This window comes from Ruminococcus sp. AM42-11 (genome assembly GCF_003480145.1).
In the GTDB taxonomy this organism is placed as follows: domain Bacteria; phylum Bacillota; class Clostridia; order Lachnospirales; family Lachnospiraceae; genus Blautia_A; species Blautia_A faecis.
The window spans coordinates 16,631-34,938 of the sequence record NZ_QUIO01000017.1 but is presented as its reverse complement, the minus strand read 5'-3'; the positions used below and the strand labels follow the sequence as shown (position 1 = coordinate 34,938).

24 protein-coding genes and 1 pseudogene are annotated in these 18,308 nt (G+C 43.3%); 5 read left to right on the top strand and 20 right to left on the bottom strand.

Annotated elements, in window-relative coordinates:
• Window positions 1-39: 39 nt before the first annotated feature.
• From DW904_RS23960 to DW904_RS11310, 11 genes are all read right to left on the bottom strand, one after another.
• Window positions 40-513, bottom strand: a complete 474-nt coding sequence (locus DW904_RS23960; protein ID WP_243110400.1) for a hypothetical protein — start codon at window positions 511-513, stop codon at window positions 40-42.
• Window positions 429-1,313, bottom strand: a complete 885-nt coding sequence (locus DW904_RS11355; RefSeq protein ID WP_243110399.1) for an ERF family protein — start codon at window positions 1,311-1,313, stop codon at window positions 429-431. The genes DW904_RS23960 and DW904_RS11355 overlap by 85 nt, the downstream gene beginning before the upstream one ends.
• Window positions 1,314-1,333: 20 nt before the next feature.
• Entirely contained in the window at window positions 1,334-2,017 is a 684-nt protein-coding gene (locus DW904_RS11350) for a hypothetical protein (protein WP_147422315.1), read from the bottom strand.
• A gap of 49 nt (window positions 2,018-2,066) precedes the next feature.
• The gene (locus DW904_RS11345; protein ID WP_118580588.1) at window positions 2,067-3,182 is read right to left on the bottom strand and encodes a hypothetical protein; all 1,116 of its coding nucleotides are present in this window, start codon (window positions 3,180-3,182) and stop codon (window positions 2,067-2,069) included.
• Window positions 3,183-3,199: 17 nt separating this feature from the next.
• On the bottom strand, window positions 3,200-3,331 hold the full coding sequence (locus DW904_RS24545) for a hypothetical protein (RefSeq protein ID WP_255610563.1): 132 nt from the start codon (window positions 3,329-3,331) through the stop codon (window positions 3,200-3,202).
• A gap of 348 nt (window positions 3,332-3,679) precedes the next feature.
• Entirely contained in the window at window positions 3,680-3,910 is a 231-nt protein-coding gene (locus tag DW904_RS11335; protein ID WP_118580582.1) for a cold shock domain-containing protein, read from the bottom strand.
• 94 nt (window positions 3,911-4,004) lie between these two features.
• Window positions 4,005-4,511, bottom strand: coding sequence for a hypothetical protein (locus DW904_RS11330; protein ID WP_118580579.1), 507 nt, complete (start codon window positions 4,509-4,511; stop codon window positions 4,005-4,007).
• Window positions 4,474-5,166 carry a hypothetical protein gene (locus DW904_RS11325; RefSeq protein WP_118580576.1) on the bottom strand — a complete coding sequence of 231 codons (693 nt, stop codon included), beginning with the start codon at window positions 5,164-5,166 and terminating at the stop codon, window positions 4,474-4,476. Before DW904_RS11325 ends, DW904_RS11330 begins: the two co-directional genes overlap by 38 nt.
• Window positions 5,167-5,179: 13 nt before the next feature.
• On the bottom strand, window positions 5,180-5,854 hold the full coding sequence (locus DW904_RS11320) for a hypothetical protein (protein ID WP_243110398.1): 675 nt from the start codon (window positions 5,852-5,854) through the stop codon (window positions 5,180-5,182).
• Window positions 5,851-6,312, bottom strand: a complete 462-nt coding sequence (locus DW904_RS11315) for a zinc-finger-containing protein (RefSeq protein ID WP_195991525.1) — start codon at window positions 6,310-6,312, stop codon at window positions 5,851-5,853. The genes DW904_RS11320 and DW904_RS11315 overlap by 4 nt, the downstream gene beginning before the upstream one ends.
• Window positions 6,313-6,395: 83 nt before the next feature.
• Window positions 6,396-7,355 carry a S1 RNA-binding domain-containing protein gene (locus tag DW904_RS11310; protein WP_118580573.1) on the bottom strand — a complete coding sequence of 320 codons (960 nt, stop codon included), beginning with the start codon at window positions 7,353-7,355 and terminating at the stop codon, window positions 6,396-6,398.
• 451 nt (window positions 7,356-7,806) lie between these two features.
• On the opposite strand from DW904_RS11310, the gene DW904_RS11305 reads away from it, so the two are divergent.
• Both DW904_RS11305 and DW904_RS11300 read left to right on the top strand, forming a co-directional pair.
• Entirely contained in the window at window positions 7,807-8,130 is a 324-nt protein-coding gene (locus DW904_RS11305; RefSeq protein ID WP_118580570.1) for a type II toxin-antitoxin system Phd/YefM family antitoxin, read from the top strand.
• Complete coding sequence (locus DW904_RS11300) at window positions 8,127-8,462, top strand: type II toxin-antitoxin system RelE/ParE family toxin (protein WP_118580567.1); 336 nt, start codon at window positions 8,127-8,129, stop codon at window positions 8,460-8,462. The genes DW904_RS11305 and DW904_RS11300 overlap by 4 nt, the downstream gene beginning before the upstream one ends.
• 228 nt (window positions 8,463-8,690) lie before the next feature.
• Here the strand turns inward: DW904_RS11300 and DW904_RS11295 are convergent, their stop codons facing one another.
• The 8 genes from DW904_RS11295 to DW904_RS11260 form a co-directional block, all read right to left on the bottom strand.
• Window positions 8,691-9,008, bottom strand: a complete 318-nt coding sequence (locus DW904_RS11295; protein ID WP_118580564.1) for a type II toxin-antitoxin system RelE/ParE family toxin — start codon at window positions 9,006-9,008, stop codon at window positions 8,691-8,693.
• Window positions 9,009-9,010: 2 nt separating this feature from the next.
• A complete protein-coding gene (locus DW904_RS11290) occupies window positions 9,011-9,277 on the bottom strand; it encodes a type II toxin-antitoxin system prevent-host-death family antitoxin (RefSeq protein WP_117853822.1) in 267 nt (88 codons plus the stop codon).
• 146 nt (window positions 9,278-9,423) lie between these two features.
• Window positions 9,424-10,209 (bottom strand): transglutaminase-like domain-containing protein, encoded by a 786-nt coding sequence (locus DW904_RS11285; RefSeq protein WP_147422314.1) that lies wholly within the window; start codon window positions 10,207-10,209, stop codon window positions 9,424-9,426.
• Between the two features lie 212 nt (window positions 10,210-10,421).
• Window positions 10,422-10,931 (bottom strand): Uma2 family endonuclease, encoded by a 510-nt coding sequence (locus DW904_RS11280; RefSeq protein WP_118580558.1) that lies wholly within the window; start codon window positions 10,929-10,931, stop codon window positions 10,422-10,424.
• Between the two features lie 194 nt (window positions 10,932-11,125).
• Entirely contained in the window at window positions 11,126-12,457 is a 1,332-nt protein-coding gene (locus tag DW904_RS11275; protein ID WP_118580555.1) for a threonine/serine exporter family protein, read from the bottom strand.
• Window positions 12,458-12,484: 27 nt separating this feature from the next.
• Window positions 12,485-13,291: a DUF4866 domain-containing protein gene (locus tag DW904_RS11270; RefSeq protein WP_118580552.1), complete on the bottom strand. Its 807-nt coding sequence runs from the start codon at window positions 13,289-13,291 to the stop codon at window positions 12,485-12,487.
• Between the two features lie 166 nt (window positions 13,292-13,457).
• Window positions 13,458-13,931 (bottom strand): DUF2284 domain-containing protein, encoded by a 474-nt coding sequence (locus DW904_RS11265; protein ID WP_117849756.1) that lies wholly within the window; start codon window positions 13,929-13,931, stop codon window positions 13,458-13,460.
• 56 nt (window positions 13,932-13,987) lie between these two features.
• Window positions 13,988-14,881, bottom strand: a complete 894-nt coding sequence (locus tag DW904_RS11260; RefSeq protein WP_118580549.1) for a LysR family transcriptional regulator — start codon at window positions 14,879-14,881, stop codon at window positions 13,988-13,990.
• Between the two features lie 139 nt (window positions 14,882-15,020).
• Between DW904_RS11260 and DW904_RS11255 the strand changes: the two are divergent.
• The 3 genes and pseudogenes from DW904_RS11255 to DW904_RS11245 all read left to right on the top strand — a co-directional run bounded on the left by DW904_RS11255 (window position 15,021) and on the right by DW904_RS11245 (window position 17,683).
• Window positions 15,021-16,320: pseudogene (locus tag DW904_RS11255) on the top strand (adenylosuccinate synthase).
• Window positions 16,317-17,258 carry an aspartate carbamoyltransferase gene (gene pyrB / locus DW904_RS11250; protein WP_118580546.1) on the top strand — a complete coding sequence of 314 codons (942 nt, stop codon included), beginning with the start codon at window positions 16,317-16,319 and terminating at the stop codon, window positions 17,256-17,258. Before DW904_RS11255 ends, pyrB begins: the two are co-directional and overlap by 4 nt.
• A complete protein-coding gene (locus DW904_RS11245; RefSeq protein WP_118580543.1) occupies window positions 17,258-17,683 on the top strand; it encodes an aspartate carbamoyltransferase regulatory subunit in 426 nt (141 codons plus the stop codon). Before pyrB ends, DW904_RS11245 begins: the two co-directional genes overlap by 1 nt.
• Before the next feature lie 85 nt (window positions 17,684-17,768).
• Here DW904_RS11245 and DW904_RS11240 read toward each other — a convergent pair whose 3' ends face one another.
• Window positions 17,769-18,131, bottom strand: a complete 363-nt coding sequence (locus DW904_RS11240; RefSeq protein WP_118580540.1) for an MmcQ/YjbR family DNA-binding protein — start codon at window positions 18,129-18,131, stop codon at window positions 17,769-17,771.
• Between the last annotated feature and the right edge of the window lie 177 nt (window positions 18,132-18,308).

The window sequence follows — 18,308 nt, the reverse complement described above, 5'->3', positions numbered from 1 at the left end:
TAAAAAATGTGGCTCCGTTCTCCCGGAGCCACAATACGTTTATGCTGCAAGTCTGTTCTGTTTTTCATGTGCCACAATAATCTTTGCAGCATTTACCATTTCCATGTTGCTGCCGTAATAACCGGTTGCCATCCATCTGACTGTGTCTGCCCCTTTTGGGTTTTCCATCATCTCACCGAGCGTCTTTCCACTAAAAAGACCAAAATTGCACATTACCTTTCTGGCACGTTCCAGCTCTTCTTCCTCAGATTCCATACCGAAGCCTTCGTCTGTTTCCTCTTCGCTGTCATCTGCAAAGGGGTTTTCGTCTTCTGCACGAACAAAATGAAACTCTTCTTCCTCGGTTTCACCAGAAATTTCTTCCGCTTCTGCTTCAAAACGCTCTGTATCCTCGGGCACTTCGTCTGGCATCTCATCTGCTGTTTCCTCTAAGGGTTCCTCACTTGTACCAAGCGTTTCTTCTTCAGACTCGTTTTCCTCCAGAAAACTCTCTTCCAGATCTTTTTCTTCCATGCCAAACTGCATCTGCCAGGCAAATTTTCATCCTCCTCTTTGCGTGCATCCCGGATCTCGTCAGGACTGATTTCAAGATCAAAAGAATCATCCGAAACCGGAACAGCCTTTTTACTGCTTCTGCTGTTTCCATTACGAACGGTCTTCAAGGTAGTTTCTTTTTGCTTCAAAGACTGCCCGGTTTCTTTTGTAGAAGTGAAAGCAGAGTCAGATTTCGGGGGATTTTCAGACTCTTCTTTGGCTTCCTTCTTCTTTGGCTCTGTCTGCACCGCATTTTGGTTCTGTTTTTTTGCAGGTTTCTTTGGTTCCTCACTTTTTTCTTTTTTTGTTTTATCGCCATCCGGAGCAGGGCCTCGCATATCCGGATCCTCGGTGGTCGCCTGGACGATGTTGAATTTATTTAATAAATAATACTTCAGTCCGTAGCTCCAGGCTGCACCTTTGGCCTTGTCTGGAACCTCATTGGTTCCGACTACATGAATATCACTGTAATTTTTTTCTTCTGGATGATCTGCATTTGTCCAGCAAAGCTTTAAATCCGCTTCATACCGCCACATATTGCCAAACGGTGTCAGATAGGCTGGATTTCCAGAAGCATCCAACTGCGTAGATACTTCACCAAGGACCTCAAAATCCACGCCGTATTTATTTAAGGCAGGGGTGAGGTATTCATAGACATCATCCAATCTCACAAAATCATAGGGCACCTCTTCGCTGTAACGTTTTCTTAACAGCTTTGGCACCATCTTTCTTATTTTGATCATTTTCTGAGTCAGGTTCAGATACGCATATTTACCCATAAATTCAGTTCCTCCTTATTTTATGCTGCACCTTTTTGCAGCTCTTTCATTTCTTCCCGCACACAGCCAATGTAGATTCTTTTTTGCGAAATCTCCCAAAAAGATTCCGAAAGCCACTTATCTGCGATCATTTTTACAGCCTTCTTCGCATGGTTCAAGGTGTAAAGAAACATCACATCCGTATATTCCATCTGCGCTTTTTCAAAGGTAAAGCTTGGACTGTAAAACAGCTCCTCAGGCTTTATTCCAGCCTCCAGGAATCTCTTGGAAGTTTCCTCTACCTGTATCCGGTTTATATTTGGAACAAGGCTACTCCTCTGGTGCTGGTACTTAAGCAAAAGCTGATCCCAGTTTGTATCCATCATGTTTTTCACCAAATGGGTAACCTTCATTTCCACCTCTTTCTTCAGACTTTCTTTCGTCGGAAAAAGAAAATCGGCAGGTATCCCGACCGCCTGATAGAATACAGAATCTGCCTCATACAAAGAATAATCCGGCAGATAAAGTATGCTGCAAAGCTTTGGTTTCCGAAGCTGTAAACAATCCCTCCAAGGAGAAGCTGCATAAAATAACATGCAGTTTTCTTCCTGGCACTTTATGAATAGCTGGCTATGAAACTTTTTAATACTGTGTACCGGATCCTGTATCCACGAAAGTAATTCCCTGGATTTTTTTGCTTCCATAACCCAGTCCGGATACTGCATATGTTCCTCCTTCATACAAAAAGACAGGGGTTCCTGCCTTTGTCATTATTTAATATTTAATTTCACCTGGCATATCAAGCTCATGCCAGCGTTTGCTTACACAGGCTGCCACTTTTTCCTCCAAAAGAAGTAGTCCTCTCGCATTCGTTTCCTGCTGCCTTGCAATGGAAATCACATCACAGATCCCGCAATAGATTTCGTAGGCACTACAGGGGACATCCCCTGCTGCCGCCCGAAAACGCTCTACCGTTTCTGCAATCAGCTTTTTGGAAAAACCAGCCTGCTTCATAACGCCGATCATGGCATTGGCAGGATGGTTCACCCAGATTTCACTAAGCCGCAGGACCTCCTGCAGAGCTTCCTTATAGTATTCAAAAATAGAAGCCATGTTCTGGTTGAAGTCTTCGGTACCCTTGCAGTTTTTGTGACGCACTTTCAAGTTTTCTCCCAATACAATATATTGGTTCTGAACGGACACCGTATAGAAGATATTGGCTCCTGAACTTCCCACATCGGAGGTGGTGATCCGGACCGAAGCATACAGCTCTCCGTTAAAAGTCTTCCCATAGCGTTCCAGCAGTTCCTTGTAGGCTTCGGTCAGTCGCCGGTCTCTTAGCTCCCAGGTCGCATTTACCAGATTATGGTCCGCACATCCGGATTTAAAAGACGCGTATTCAAAATCGCTGTAGATATAAGCCCCTGCAATTTCATAGACCTCTGGCATGGACAAGATAGAATAGTCTTTTTCGTCGCCAGACAGGACTGCCCGCACCTTGCCTTCACAAAAGCGGAGCAGGGATTTTCCCCTGGAGACCTTCAGACATTTGTTCAGGATATAGGCAAGTGTTTCTTTGTCTAATTCTGCAAGCGCCTTTCCGTCTATCCTGGCCCTGCCTTTTAAGCTTTTGATGGCAGATATGCCAAGAAAACAGCTGCGGTCTGGGGTTTTAATCAGCAGCCCGGAATTATTTATGGTATCCTCTTTTAAATATTCCAGATTGATATTCCCAATCGGGGTGCAGGTACTGTCCTTCGTAACCGCTTCCACTGTCAGATCCTTGCTTTGTGCCCGGAACCATTCGGCCCGTTTTTCCACATCATCCAGATACTTGTAAAAAGCGGATTCCTCTTCAAACGTTACATTAAAATCATCCTTATAGTACATAGCCCCTCCTTTTGCATTCAGGACAGGAGCTTTACTTCAATGGACTTAATTCTTCCATCCGCAATCTGGAATTCATATCCATCTTTTGCCATATCAAGCAGCATTCCCAGTTCTAACAAATTTACAGCATCCCAATTTACTTCCTGCATAAAATGTTCTCCTCTTCTTTCTTTTTCTGTTATCTGGCATTCCTTTTTTCCATTTTGACCAGTACGGTCTCTTTGATTTTTCTCATTCTGCTTCCTCCTTTTCTTCATTTTGCAACAAAAAAAGACACCAAAAGAATTCCTATCTTTTCGTATCTTCCAATGTTCTAACTTATTTGCTGAGTTTAGGGCGAACCGCCCAAAAGAGATTCATCCGGAATGTCCGGATCTAAAATATAAGATCAGCCATAGATGACTGATAAAATATGATTTCATTTAAAGGTTACCACAACATGTTGTGGCTGTCAAACACATTTTTTATATATTTTGTGTTTCAAAATTTGTTTTCTTTTATGCCTCTTCCTCTACCGAAATGGGAAGGATATTCATTGCAAGTGCCCTTCCATTTTCGTCCGTTCCAACTTCAAACTGTACAGGCTGCTTGCCAGAAAGCATTTTAAAGCCTTCCATCTTGATCTGGGAGAAATGTGCGAAGTAATCCTCGCCATCCTCCCCGGTTACAAATCCGTAACCTTTTTTTGCGCTGAACCATTTCACGGTTCCACATTTTGTTTCCGCCATATTGCATAGCTCTCCTTTATACATATTTTCCATGCGTTTACATGGAAACAGGGCGGCATGGACTCGAACCATGCCTGGTACTCCCTGCCCCGGATTACTCTTTTACTTCCTCCACTCCAAAAAAATTTCCAAAATCAAAAGCTGCATCCAACCTTCGAATTCCTGAGAATGCATGTGCATTCTGGTTAAAATAAAAGCGGTAGGCTTTTCCATACATGACAACTGTCTCTTTATTTAACAGCAGCTCTGTGGTAATCCCATCATCCCCTTGCACCAGAACCCTCTTAAAACCATCAAAAAGAAGTTCCGCATGGATCTCTGTCACAGTTCCTTCCACCACCTCATAGGATTTTGTAACTGCCAGGTAATAAATATACCCCGCATACCCAACTCCACAGACTGCCAAAAAAACTGTCCATCCCACAAATCCAGCTGATTTTTGCGCCAGACCAAGGGCACAGCCTCCATACAATAAGAGAAACGATAACAGTAAGGTATTCACAATTCTCTTTTTAAAAAAGCCCGGTATCCCGGTATAATGTTCTCTGTATTTTAGGTACTGCTCAGACAGCCATGTTTTCCATTTCTTCTTTTTCTTCAAGGAGACCTCCTTCTTGGATGCAGCTGATTACAAACTGTTTCTTCTTAAATAGGGAAACCAGGATCTGCATGAATTCCTGCAAGACCTGTTTCTGAACGATCTTTCGTTCTTCCACAGACAGGGGAACGGCACCCGCCTGTCTGGTTAACTCTGCCAGATGATAAGGAATATAGCCACCACCTGCAAGCTGCTGTAGAACCATTCGCTCTTCATAGGTAAACACGGGCCTTTTAAAAGCCCGCAATGCGATTTTCAGTCCTTTTCCAAGTGCCAGATCGTCTGCAAATGCGCCTAACCGCTCTGAAAACGAATCCGTGACAGGCGATACCACAGATTTACTAAGAAGGAGCCACAAAGCTTCCTCCTTACTCTCGCCATCACACTCCGCTACCAGACCACGTTTTTTCAGGCGCCTTAAGCAAAACAAAAAATCCTCTTCATCCGCCCACTCAGTTGCATGTGCTTCCCCAAATGTAATACATAAGACACGGTACATCTGGGAATAAATTTTATTTTCCGCACAGAGGCTCCAGGTAAGGGCCGCCCACAGCATAGCTTCCATCTCTGTGAGCACCTTTTCCTGACCGCCAATCTTTACCAGAAGCCTGCCCTCATCATCTTCCATTTTGCATCCAATGGCTGTGTACCATTTCATAATCCAGTTCCTCCTAGTGTAGCTTCATAACTTCCAGGAGTTTCGGAATCACATAACAGGCAATCATTCCTGCCACAATGCAGACTTCGATATTTGGTTTTCGAAGGTTCCATACCTCCTGGTTCTTCGTTCCAATGATCCGGGTTTTTCCGGGAACATTCCAGCGGAGCTTCCTATAAAACTCCGTAAACCTCTGATGATTAAATCCAAACGAGCGGACAAGGAAGATCGTCCGGTCCTGCTCTTCCTCGTCCAGAAGGAAAAAGCTCTCCCGGTTTTCGTTTTCGTCCAACACAATGTAAAATTCCGGGATTCCTCTGCGACTGCCTTCTACGATTCTATCAATCTCCTCATAAAAGATCCGGCAGCACTCATAATGCCCGTTTTTTTCCGGCTGGCAGACTGCCAGACTGAATTCATCCAGCTCCATGTAACAGACTTCCGCTTCCATGATTCTTTTACTGATTTTGTTTGACTGCCTTAGAAGAAGAAAAATCCCAAGGAAAAGTGCCGCACACAGATATATGAGATCCCAGCATCGGATCTGGAAAAACAGAAAATAAGCCGCGATTCCCTCTATAAGGGAGCTTGCTCCGATCAGTACAAAATACCGTTCCCTTAGATCCATCAGGTGGTAGACATCTTCCTCATCCGCCTGCAAACGCAGGATATTTTTTCCATTTCTCATGCTGCCAGCGTTTTCTTCTCACAGGAAGAAATTCGGTTCGTCTTTGCATATTGTTCCATAAGTATATTACACTCCCGGATAGTTTCCTCACACCGGTACTCGGAGAACATTCCAATGTGCATGTCCTTTTCCCGCAGGCACAGGCGGTTCTGCAGCCAGATATAAGCACCATGTTTGGTCATGATGCCAGCCTGTACCACCTTATTTAACGCCCGGTGTGCTTCAATCCGTTTATGGCGAAGATCCCCATTTGCCAGAGTTCCCATAGGCCGCATACTCTTTTTATGGACTCCAATATAAGAATCACAGGATGGGTAACCACTGCAAACATACAAATAGTTATCAGGATTTAAATTACGCTCACCATAAACATACTCTGCTGGACGCAGCACCGCCAGCCCGCCACAGTAGGGACAATACAGTTTTTCATTCTGCTGTTTTTTCTTCATTTTTGCCATTTCATTCGTCTCCTTTCCTGTTTGTCCCGATTTTAAAAAAATCGCATTTTCTGTGTCAATAGGATTTTCGTTAGTTTTAATTTTTATTTATATCTTTTAATCAGCCTTGTGATAATCCCTTCTGCGACTTCGTAATTATCGTTAATTCTGGTCACTACAATTCCGATTTTATCTCCCTTTCCCGGAAGGGTTGGCATGTTGCACGAATGTGCCACGGCATTCACCCCGATATCAAGCCTCATAAAATACGTGCCTTTATAAACTTCTGTGATCACACCTGTGTACTTGCCCTGACGGTGGCATTTCCGAAGATTATCTTTATTGAGATTGGCCGTCGGGGTTTTGGCATCCACTTCCACGCTAATCTGTTCTGGTTCCTGACCATCTACTTTATTAACCATAACCTGGACAAGGTCACCAACCTGGAATTTTTCACTGGCATCCAGCATCCACTCCCAGGCCATATCACGCGCCCGGACGGATACTTCCACACCAAACACCTCCAGGCGTACTGCTTTTGGTGCTACTGCGATCACCCTGGCTTCTGCGATTCTTCCGGGATACAGGAGCGGCTTCTCCCCTTCTTCTCCAATGTAGAAAGTCTGACGCTTTTTCAGCATGGCATCCTTTCGTGAGGCTACCACACTCCGGCTTTTGGTATCCAGATCCTTGATAATGAAATCAATGTCACAGCCAAGCATGTTGTTGGCAATACGAACCTGGCGGTTTAAGGTGTCTGCGTTCTCCCGGCCGTCTCCGCTTAAGTTAATCATCATTTCATTCATCGGGATGATAATACGAAAACCGTTGTAATAAGTTACTGCAACCATCCAGCCGCTTTCCAGCTTCTCAATACCACCAAGCTGGCCTGTGAGTACCTTTCTGGTACGGTGTGCATTAAGTAGCTGGTGCCATCTGGTATCCTCCTGCTCCTGTGCGCTCTCCACCTGTGCGTCAACGTCGATTGTTAAGACACCTTCATAGGCTGCGCGTGGAATTTCTTTTTCCGTTACTTCTTCAATTGCTTTTTTTGTGTTCGCCATGTGTTGCCCTCCTATTATTTATACGACAAGAAGGCACAAAAAAAGCAGCCTGCATAAACAAACTGCTTTTTCGTGCCTTCTTTTTACGAGTACCATTCTATTATAAAGAGAATCTGAAGTCAATATTATGGATGTTGCAATCGTGTCGCATTTTAGTTGCAAATAAATACACTTGCTAATATTGGCTGCAAAAATCTTCAAAAGTTCAAGCCTAATAAATTTTTTATTCCAGTAAATTCTTATAACCAATCTCCCAGGTAATTATTTATCTCCTAAATTTCACTATTTTTTAGAAGATATTTCAATCATTAGGAGATAAAATCACCATCACCCGAAAGGCAATACCTAAAGGATTCCATTTCGCGTATATTTGTCAGTAAATATATTGATTAATTAGTTGATATTTTGCAGGTATCTGCTATAATACAAGTAAAGAAAGGAGTTGACGATTATGGCATCTGTTATGAGTGCAATTAAAAATACGGTTCCGATCAGCCAATTTAACCGTGGCCTTGCTGGAAAAATTTTTGAAGATGTGAAGCAGAGTGGTGCTAAAGTCGTAATGAAAAACAACGTTGCAGAATGTGTTCTCATTTCCCCTGAAGAATACGTCCGTCTAATGGATGAGGTAAATGATGCTCGTCTTCTTGCCGTTGCTTCTGAACGTATGGCACACTTTAATCCTGCCACTTTAATTTCTGAGGAAGAAATGAACCGCCGTCTTGGTATTACAGAAGACGATCTTACCGGTTTTGACGAGGTAGACATTGAATGAATTGGAAACTAGAATACCTTCCTGAAGCAGAAAAAGACTTAAAAGACCTAGATGGAAGTCAGCGTATTCTTGTTCTGAAGGCCATCAAAAAAGTTCAGCAAAATCCACTGCCTGTTGAAGAACAAGGTTATGGAAAACCGCTTGGTAATCACAGCAGTACTAATCTTGCCGGACTTCTGAAGATTAAACTCCGCTCTGCTGGTTTGCGTGTTGTATATCAGCTTCGCCGTACCGAATCGTCTATGATGATTATTGTAATCGGCGTCCGAGCAGACGAAGAAGTATATGAAATTGCTCAGAAAAGAGCGAATAAACACAATCTTTTTGATTAACCTGCACCTTTTTAAGTGATTACATTCATCTGTATAAAGCTTTTGTTAATACACAAGCAATTACCGTGAACCACCGATACCCCTTATAGTTCTTTCATACTATTTCAATTGAATCACAATGTACCCATAAAAAATGCAGGGATGCTCACCTCCAGCGATACATCTCTGCATTTTTAGATATGTTGCAATCATGTCACATTTTAGTTGCAAATAAGTACAACTGCTGGTTCAACGGATGAGCCAATTATACTCTTTTCTACAGTCTAAAATGTAATCCACATAAACTGTATCATCCTCAATTTGATATAAAATCAAATACCAGTTTTTCACAAACATTTTGTGATATTTATTACATGGAATATAAGGTTCATTCAAAAAAGGAAAACGATTTGGACTATACGCTAATGAACGCATTGCTTCCATTAATTCTTTTTTCTTATTTCTTGCGGCATCCTTATCTACCTGTGCCAGAAAGCGAATATGTACTCCAAGCATTTGCTTCGCCCGGTCCGATACGATAACTTTGTATTTTCTTCTTTCTGACATTTTCAGCCCTCTTCTATTATATTATCAAGATAACTTTCCAATTCATCAAGACTGCATCCTGTTCTTCCTGCCAGACGATCCTCTTCAACAGCAAGCAGTTCTTCTCTTAATTTCAACATTTTCTCCCGTCGGTTAAAGGATTCAATATCCATCACCACAAGATCACCTTCTCCATTTTTTGTCAGAAAAACAGGCTCTGAAGATTTACGGCAAAGATCTGCAATCTCATTATAATTTTGTCTAATAGCAGCTGATGGACGAATGTTCATAAGATCACCTCTCGCTTTCATAGTAATATTATATACATATTATAATTTTATTATGCTATATTTGTCAACATCTATTACAGGCATATTCCATTTCTATTACAGGCATATTCCATTTCTGCCCCAGCTTCTCTATTTTCATTCTGAAATTATCTCTCAATCGTAAAATGAAATACTAACTGTTCCTGATCCTCCGATGAAGTTCTTAAGGATTTTCGAATTCCGGTGGTATCTGCAAAAGTTCCACCATAAGCATCTACCTTGATCCATTTACCGTTTACCTTTACTTCATTCCACTGGTGTGTCCAGCTGCCGGCATTCACATGCCGTACCGGAACATTCGCAGCCTCACAAAGCAGTGTGTACGCTTTTGCATATCCTGAGCAGGCTGCTTTTTTCATTACCAAAGCTGCATAAGCTTCATTTCCATAATTCTTCTGGTAGGCTTCTGAAGACTGGTTTAACTGCCAGGAACAATGCTCGGTCAGATACCGGAACAATACAAAAGCCCGCTCCTTTGCATTCAGATCCGCAGCCACATATTTTTTTACGATTTTCTTTGCTTCTTTCTTGGCCAGATTAAGGCGTTTGGATTTATTCGGCTCTTTTACGGTCACTTTACATTTCAGGGTACGTTTTCCCACTTTTGCACAGATGTATGCTGATCCACCCTTTTTTCCAGTTACTTTTCCAGAAGCCGAAACAGATGCAACGGATTTTTTAGAAGAACTCCATTTTACTTTCTTTTTGCTTCCCGATACTTTCAGCGACGTGGAAGCTCCCCGATAGATGGTAACCGCCGATTTGTTCAGTTTCACTTTTGCAGCCTGGACATCCACTGGCCTTATAAAGCTTCCAAGGAACAAAACTACCAATGCCAGCCAAACAACTACGAATTTCTTCTTTCCTGTGTTACATTTTTTTGCTTTTCTCATCGCAAACCCTCCATTTTCGAAACCATTTCCTGTTGCAGTTCCAATGTAGCAATTTGATTTTTTCTGTGTCAATAGGATTTTTGAAAAAAATATTTTCAAATAAAAAAGTGATTCACTATTTTGCAAATCACTTTTACAATTCTTATTTATAATCAAATATCCTTTTTTCGCAATTTCACCTATCACATTTATTGCGGTCTTGGTTACAAGCACTAATCAATTTCTTCAAATAATTCGTCAAAGGTAATCTTTATCTTTGGAAAATGAAGCAGTTGTAACTCATCCTTATTTTCTTCTGTGACTGTTTTTAAAAGATAGTATTTGGGAATCTCCCCCTCATAATCCAGTTCATAGATTTCAACTGTTTTTTTACGCCAGTCAACGATCCAATACTCTTCAATCTCCTGCTCACAATACAGCTGCATTTTCTCTGTCCGGTCATAATTTTCTGTTGATGGTGACAAAACCTCCATAACAAAACGTGGCGCATCTGTAAAAGTGTTTCCACGCCTTGATTTCGTACGGCAGTTTATGGAAGCATCCGGAATCACAATCTTGTTATTGCCCTGGTTATCTTTGAAACGGTATTGCACATTATCCGAATATACATAGCAAGTACTATTTTTTAACTGGTGCCTGACCGCTGCAACAAAATTTACAATTACAGCAGAGTGCTCTGGTGTAGATCCTTCCAGATCTGTTATTTTAAGATCCCAATCCATATTTCACCCTCCTGCATTTTACAATATAAAGAACTTCTTGTTTTCTCTAAATTCCACTCTTCTCTATTAAAAGAAAAGAATTATTTTTGTCTCCTCCATTATAGCATCCTCCCTGTAGATTGGAAAAGTAATTTTTTTTAAGATTGGTGCATAAACAGGGGTGTTGGCCCTCCGTGACTCGCTTTTTGCACCTGTCAGGTACAATACCGAAACGCCTTATCTGTTAAAATCCTTGCAAAGATTAGTCCAAGCGGAAGCGCTGCAATGATCAGAAGTGCAGCTGCAAACCAGGAGGCAGACACAGATAAGGACATGATTCCAAGATTATAAAATCCACGGTATAAATAAAGCCCCGGTACCATGATCACAATAGAAGGAACGGTAACGGAAATCCTTGGGTAGCCCACCTTATTTTTCAGAAGGGAGGCCAGAAGCCCGGCTGTCAGAGCTCCGATAAATGCGGTCACTGCCGGAGGTAAGGCGGCAAGATCCACAAGCTCCAGCCGCAGGGTATTTGCAACCGCCCCAAGCACTGCTGCAGAACAGGCAAGCCTTACCGGACTGTTAAACATGATGGAGAAACCGAACACGCCGAAAAAGCTTGCAATAAGCCGTGTGAGGATCCACATTGCAACAGGCATATGGATCTTTATGAAATCCACCGGCTGTAAGTGAAGAAGCATAGCCATGATCCAGGCAGACATAGTGGCTACCAGAACAATAATCAGTGCATAAGTAAGCCGTTCCATACCAGAACGCATATCCAGTTTTGCCAGGTCGATTCCGCTGGTAATAAAGGGAAAACCAGGGATGATAAAAAGCATGGCACAGATATATCCTGCTTCATGCTGAATGGAAATCCCAAACAGGATTTCCCCTAATTTTAATAATCCTGCATATACAAAGCATGCCAGGGAGACAGAGGAAACAATGCCAAGGAACAGGGTAAAATGATGCTTGGTCAGCTTGCAGCGAAGGAAATTTCCAAGTCCTGCTCCAATAAAAGCACAAAACATCTCTACTGGTCCTCCGCCTAAAAGAAAGGTAAATCCACAGCATGCAATGGCGGCAGCCAGTCCCAGGGCAGCCGGGGAATAAAGGCCATGGATCCTTTCAATTTCATCCAGATAGCTGTGAAGCTCTTCCCCGGACATGTTTTTTCCCTCTGTTTCAAAATTGCGGATAAAATGCTCCAGCCGGTTCAGCTTTGACGTATTCACCCCTGTATTGGTAAGGCATAAAGACTGGGTAAAGCCATTTTCCCCATCAAAACAGGTGTACTCAATGGACATCAGTCCGATATCTGCGGTACAGGTAATTCCCATTGCTTCGGCCAGGGCATTCATGGAGCTTCGGACCCTCCAGGCTCCAGTCCCACAGGATAAAAACATGATCCCCACACGTCCGATAATGGAAGCCTTTTCGGTGATGCTTGCATTTATAACGGGAGTATTTTGGCCATTTTCATCGGTGTATTCATGCCACTCCACGTCCATGTGATTTTTTCTGATCATTTCTGGCTGCATAAGCCCACTTCCTTCCGAAAAGTCCCTTTATAATTTCAGGCTGTCATTTCCAGCTAGTTCCATCATCCGCTCCCTGCAGGCAAGGACGATCCCGTCAATTTCCTCCATATGCTGGAGCATTTTCTTTTCAAACTCATGGATGGGAAGCAGAACGCCAAGTTCATCAAAGGGTTTCTCAGGATTTTCCTTTTTTACACCGGTCTCCTGTCCGTAAAAGACCACTGCACGGGGTGCTGCCTGCTGGATCTCCTGGAAAGTCTTCCATACAACCGCATAAGCCTGCGCTTCTGTAAGCCCCAGCTTACAGGTATCCGGAAGTGCATAGAGGATTAAAATCCCACGCTGGCACTCTTCTTTTTCCTCTTTAATTTCCAATCCATCCATGTAAGAGCGTACAATGTCATATCCATCTGCCAGATAAAGTCTGGATCTTGGTACGCATTCATGCCGGTCAAAGGTTTCCTTAAATTTTCCATAGTCATGGGCGGAAACCATCTTTCCAACATCTTTAAGAAGCTTCCCTTCCACATTGGTAAGAAGGACCGGATTCTCTCCTGCCTTTCCATGGAATTTTCTTGGGATCAGATAGGCTTCGCGGAGCAGATCAAACATACTTTTTCCGCACAATTCCAGAAGAAGGGCACTTACATCCCCGTTCTGGTAAGCGTGAAAGAGTACCTGCAAAAAGTGGTCCGGATCCTCATCCACCAGCATATGTTCATCATCCAGATACTGGTAAAACACTTCACGAAGTCTTCTTGATGCCTCCGGGGAAGCCAGGATTTTGGAAAAAATATCTTCTACAGCCTGTTCTCTTGGTAAAACTGTTTTCATACTAAAACGCCTCTTTTTCTGTTTGGATCATGATGAGAGCTGTACTTGTCTCTTTTCGGGAGGGATTATAGCATTGTTATAGTCATACCGCAATAGGATGAAAGGTTTCTCTTTCATATCATATTTTTATGTCTGCCATATCATTGACCGTTGTATGTGTTTTCCATTACAAGTTTCCATGAAATAAAATTTGTGAAAAATACCGTATCTTATCATCGGTCCCCCAGCAGATCATTCCCACCGCATCTGCCATTTCCTGGGCATCAACACAGTAGGCGGACATGCAGGAATGGTGCCTGTAAGGACCAGCGGACATGATCAGCAGGTCGGTATTTCCAGATTCCATTATTTTAGAGGCCAGCTGTTCGGTGAGTTTATTGTGCGCAAGCTTCGCCATTTTGTAGTCCATATCCTTGTTTTGTATCGTCTGGAGAATAAGCGCTTTTTCATAGGCGAATACCCTTTGTTTCATAGATTCTACTGTTCCGCATTCAGGTGGACAGGCGGGATTCACGTTGTAACATCCACACTGATTTTCTTCACAAAACTTTCGGTATTCCGGTTTGAACACAAGTTTTTGTGTATCCATGATTGCCGCATTTGAAAACCCAAGTTTTTTTGCTTCTTTGATGTAATCCATAGAAAACCTCCTCCAAGTTTTTTACAACTCACTAAAATTTTCTCCATACGCTGGTTTTAAACCCGCCCAGCTACAATTGTGTTTTTTAATTCCCTTGCCGCAGCGCCCATAGGATGCTGGCTGTCATACACCAGACAGATCTGACGCTCCGGGATTTCGTCTTTTAGTGGGATCTGTACGATTTCTTTTTTCAGAAGGGAGGGCGCTGCCATTGGCTGGGGCAAAAAGGCAAGGCCAAGCTCGCATTTTACAAGCGGCAGGATCTGGTCCGCAGTGGCAGCTTCCGTATCCGGGGAAAGATCCAGGCCATGGGATAAAAATACACTGTTGTAAAATTTATAGGTCATAGTTTCCCGTCCAAGAGAAATCAGCGGATAGTTCTTTACCTCCCGAAGGGAAAGCTCCTGGCTTCCAAGCGCTGTAAAAGTGGTACCACCAACCAGAATCTCCTGGAAGGGCATGAGCATGATCTGTTTCAATGGGGAATCCACCTCTGCCGGAGTGGAAACTACTGCAAAATCGATCTTTCCGCTTTTTACGGATTCAATGGCTTCCGGGGTGGAATGGTTATAAAGCTTCAGCCGGATTCCCGGATAAGTCATATGGAAATTTTTTAATTTATCAAGCAGGAAAATATTCAAGGCAGTTTCGCTGGCGCCAATTGCTATACTTCCGTGGGAAAGCCCGGAGCTGTCCGCCAGCTCCTCTTCTGCAGCCTGAAACTGCTCCATTGCACCAAGCACATGGGTATAAAGCCGCTCTCCTTCCGGGGTAAGCTGTACACCGCGGTTAGTACGGATAAATAAAGTGGTATTCAGCTGCTGTTCCAGACAGTTCATGGCCCGGGTGATGTTAGGCTGGCTGTTGTTTAACGCCTGGGCGGCCTTGGTAAAGTTGTGGTATTTTGCCACATAATAAAAGATCTTGTAATACTCGAAATTTACGTCCATAATATTTTTCCTTTTCTTTTGGCATATCATATATTTATTCCAATTATATCAATTATAGTTTTTACTTATTCCTACGTCAAGCGTATTATGTACCCGAATAAAAAAGGGAAACAGGAACGTGTTTTCAAAGGAGGAACAAATGCTTACAGCAGTAACCGGTATAAACTGGGGCGATGAAGGAAAAGGCCGTGTGATCGATCTTTTAGCGGAGCAGGCAGATGTGGTAGTCCGCTACCAGGGCGGCAACAACGCAGGTCACACAGTGGTCACCGACCAGGGTAAATTTGTCTTAAATCTTCTCCCATCTGGTATCTTACATCCAGGTGTGGTATGTGTCCTCGGGGACGGAATGGTAGTCGATCTGGAACATCTTCCCGGGAAATCCATGAAATAGAGAAAAAAGGAATCCGGGTTACACCGGATCATCTGAAGCTTTCAAAGCGTGCCACGATCTCCATGCCATGGCACAAGGTACAGGATGAGTTAGAAGAAAACCGGCTGGCAAAAACCGGAAGCGCCTTTGGCTCTACCCGCCGTGGAATCGCCTACGCCTACAGTGACAAGTACCGTAAGAAAACCCTTCGTCTTGGGGATCTGCTTCATTTAAAAGAGGATTCCGTAAAAGCCAGATTAAAAACCATGCTGGAGGCAAAAAACCTGGAGCTTGCAGGCTGCTATCATCAGGAGCCAATGTCTTACCCTGCTCTTCTCACCTGGTGTGAGGAACAGGCAGAACTCTTTGGCTCCTATATTGCAGACACGGGTGAGTTTCTGGAACAGGCACTGTCAGAGGGCAAAAAGGTAGTGCTGGAAGCCCAGCTTGGCGCATGAGGGATATTGATTATGGTATTTTCCCCTATACCTCAAGTTCCTCTACCATTTCTGCCTATGGCCCGATCGGTGCCGGAATTCCGGGAAAATCCCTGGATCATGTGGTGGGCGTTTTAAAAGCATATTCTACCTGTGTTGGTGCCGGTCCTTTTGTAGCAGAAAAGGCAATGTCCGATGCCTGGGAAGAAGAGCTTCGAAAAGCGGGCGGTGAATATGGTGCTGCCACAGGCCGTCCCCGCAGGGTGGGACCGTTTGATGCCGTAGCCAGCCGTTATGGATTAAAATGCCAGAATGCAGATCAGATCGCACTTACCAAAATGGATGTCTTAAGTTCCATGAAAGAGATTCCCGTGATCACAGGCTACAAACGTGACGGTGTTGTGACCATGGATTTTGACCCTATGGATGAACTGGACAGCTTTGTCCCTGTAGTAGAAATGCTCCCGGGCTGGGAATGCGATATTTCCGGCTGCCGGACGTATGAAGAGCTTCCGGAGAATGCCAAAGCCTACATCCGTATCCTGGAGCAGCTTTTGAACCATGAGATCCAGTTTATTTCCGTCGGAGCCAGACGGGATCAGTTTTTAACAAAAGGAGCCTGGTTATGAGACATTTGATCGATCCACTTGATTTTACCCTTGAAGAAACTACAAAAGTTCTGGATCTGGCAGACCGCATTGCAGAAAATCCGGAAGTGTACAGCCATGTGGCGAATGGGAAAAAGATTGCTACTCTTTTTTACGAGCCAAGTACCAGAACACGTCTTTCCTTTGAATCTGCCATGCTAAGCCTTGGAGGAAAGGCCCTTGGCTTTGCTGGTGCTGAGCAGTCCAGTGCCACAAAAGGAGAAACGGTAGCTGATACCGCCCGGGTGGTAAGCTGCTATGCAGATATCATTGCAATGCGGCATCCCAAGGAAGGCGCTCCCCTTCGTGCCTCCATGTATGCCACAGTGCCAGTAATTAATGCCGGGGATGGCGGTCATAACCATCCAACCCAGACACTGATTGACCTTATGACTATCCGTCAGAGGAAAGGTCATCTGGATCATCTGACAGTTGGCTTTTGCGGGGATCTGAAATTTGGACGCACCGTACATTCCCTGGTAAACAGCCTGGTACGTCATCCTGGAAACGAGTTTTACTTCATCTCCCCGGAGGAACTTAAGATCCCGGATTACGTGATGGAAGAGACCTTAAAGCCAAACCATTCTTTTTACAAAGAAGTCACCAGCCTGGAGGAAACCCTTCCCAAGCTGGACGTGCTCTATATGACAAGAGTTCAGAAAGAACGTTTCTTTAACGAGGAAGATTATGTCCGGTTAAAGGATACCTATATTTTAAACCGGGAAAAATTAAATCTGGCACAGCCGGATATGCCGGTTCTCCATCCTCTCCCAAGGGTGGACGAAATTGCCACAGACGTGGACCAGGATCCAAGAGCCGCTTATTTTGACCAGGTGCAGAACGGAAAATATATCCGTATGGCATTGATCATGGCTCTGCTTGAAATCCCGGATCCGCTGACAGGAAGGACGGTGCTGTAATGTTAAAGATTGAATCTATCCAAAACGGAATTGTGATCGATCATATCCCGGCTGGAAAAGGAATGGATATTTACAAGCTTCTGGAACTGGACTCCCAGAAACAGTCCGTTGCCCTTTTGCAGTCTGTAAGAAGTGAAAAATACGGCTGTAAAGACCTGATTAAAATAGAGGGGCTTACAGAGCCTGAGCGTCTGGAAGTCCTTGGTTACTTAAATGAGGGTGTCACGCTGATCGTGATCCGTGATGGAAAAGTGGTAAAAAAATACCACCCTGTTCCGCCAAAAACGTTAAAGAATGTAATCAAATGCAAAAATCCCCGCTGCATTACCAGTACGGAAGCAAACTGTGAGCACATCTTCAAACTGTCCTCCAGTGGAAAATATAGATGTATTTACTGCAACCAGGAAGCTTCCCTCTTAAGATAAAGAATAATACATCCTCCCTTGTACATCGCTTAAGAGGAAAATACCCTTTAGGTTTATTTCTATTCCTAAAGGGTATTTAAAAAAATTATTTTCTTCCCGTATCAATTAAATCATAACTCATATCCAAAAAATCCAGTGTTTTACCATCTCCAACAGAGCCATCCAATACTACAGATATCCAATGCTCCTTATTCATGTGGTACCCTGGCCTAATCCCATAGGTTCGTGCAATAAACCCATTTAACTCCGGATTGCATTTCACATTCATAATGTCTACGCTTCCCTCTTCCGGAATTCCTAATTTATTCTTATCTACATTCATAAAAACTGCATACCATTTTCCGTTTTTATGCCGAAGCACCGCTGACTTAGGATCCCGCTTCCAAAGATGCTCCGGTGTTGTTCCATATTGCTCTTTTACATACTGATAAATTGCCTCTTTTGTCAAAAAACTTCCCCCGCTTTACTTCTATAACTCTAAACCGAAATATATCCTCATTATAGAGAGTGTGAGAAACCGTGTCAAGATTTTTGGCTCAAAGGATCTCACGATATTTCCTAAAGCATTTTGTTTTAATTTTCTGATTTTTGGTTCCGGTTTTCGATTTTTTTATAATTTTCATAA

Excerpts from the sequence above, each read along its gene's own strand:
- DW904_RS23960 (WP_243110400.1), bottom strand. The coding sequence starts at position 513 with ATGGAAGAAAAAGATCTGGAAGAGAGTTTTCTGGAGGAAAACGAGTCT.
- DW904_RS11355 (WP_243110399.1), bottom strand. The coding sequence starts at position 1,313 with ATGGGTAAATATGCGTATCTGAACCTGACTCAGAAAATGATCAAAATA.
- DW904_RS11350 (WP_147422315.1), bottom strand. The coding sequence starts at position 2,017 with ATGCAGTATCCGGACTGGGTTATGGAAGCAAAAAAATCCAGGGAATTA.
- DW904_RS11345 (WP_118580588.1), bottom strand. The coding sequence starts at position 3,182 with ATGTACTATAAGGATGATTTTAATGTAACGTTTGAAGAGGAATCCGCT.
- DW904_RS24545 (WP_255610563.1), bottom strand. The coding sequence starts at position 3,331 with ATGCAGGAAGTAAATTGGGATGCTGTAAATTTGTTAGAACTGGGAATG.
- DW904_RS11335 (WP_118580582.1), bottom strand. The coding sequence starts at position 3,910 with ATGGCGGAAACAAAATGTGGAACCGTGAAATGGTTCAGCGCAAAAAAA.
- DW904_RS11325 (WP_118580576.1), bottom strand. The coding sequence starts at position 5,166 with ATGAAATGGTACACAGCCATTGGATGCAAAATGGAAGATGATGAGGGC.
- DW904_RS11320 (WP_243110398.1), bottom strand. The coding sequence starts at position 5,854 with ATGAGAAATGGAAAAAATATCCTGCGTTTGCAGGCGGATGAGGAAGAT.
- DW904_RS11315 (WP_195991525.1), bottom strand. The coding sequence starts at position 6,312 with ATGGCAAAAATGAAGAAAAAACAGCAGAATGAAAAACTGTATTGTCCC.
- DW904_RS11310 (WP_118580573.1), bottom strand. The coding sequence starts at position 7,355 with ATGGCGAACACAAAAAAAGCAATTGAAGAAGTAACGGAAAAAGAAATT.
- DW904_RS11305 (WP_118580570.1), top strand. The coding sequence starts at position 7,807 with ATGGCATCTGTTATGAGTGCAATTAAAAATACGGTTCCGATCAGCCAA.
- DW904_RS11300 (WP_118580567.1), top strand. The coding sequence starts at position 8,127 with ATGAATTGGAAACTAGAATACCTTCCTGAAGCAGAAAAAGACTTAAAA.
- DW904_RS11295 (WP_118580564.1), bottom strand. The coding sequence starts at position 9,008 with ATGTCAGAAAGAAGAAAATACAAAGTTATCGTATCGGACCGGGCGAAG.
- DW904_RS11290 (WP_117853822.1), bottom strand. The coding sequence starts at position 9,277 with ATGAACATTCGTCCATCAGCTGCTATTAGACAAAATTATAATGAGATT.
- DW904_RS11285 (WP_147422314.1), bottom strand. The coding sequence starts at position 10,209 with ATGAGAAAAGCAAAAAAATGTAACACAGGAAAGAAGAAATTCGTAGTT.
- DW904_RS11280 (WP_118580558.1), bottom strand. The coding sequence starts at position 10,931 with ATGGATTGGGATCTTAAAATAACAGATCTGGAAGGATCTACACCAGAG.
- DW904_RS11275 (WP_118580555.1), bottom strand. The coding sequence starts at position 12,457 with ATGCAGCCAGAAATGATCAGAAAAAATCACATGGACGTGGAGTGGCAT.
- DW904_RS11270 (WP_118580552.1), bottom strand. The coding sequence starts at position 13,291 with ATGAAAACAGTTTTACCAAGAGAACAGGCTGTAGAAGATATTTTTTCC.
- DW904_RS11265 (WP_117849756.1), bottom strand. The coding sequence starts at position 13,931 with ATGGATTACATCAAAGAAGCAAAAAAACTTGGGTTTTCAAATGCGGCA.
- DW904_RS11260 (WP_118580549.1), bottom strand. The coding sequence starts at position 14,881 with ATGGACGTAAATTTCGAGTATTACAAGATCTTTTATTATGTGGCAAAA.
- pyrB (WP_118580546.1), top strand. The coding sequence starts at position 16,317 with ATGAGACATTTGATCGATCCACTTGATTTTACCCTTGAAGAAACTACA.
- DW904_RS11245 (WP_118580543.1), top strand. The coding sequence starts at position 17,258 with ATGTTAAAGATTGAATCTATCCAAAACGGAATTGTGATCGATCATATC.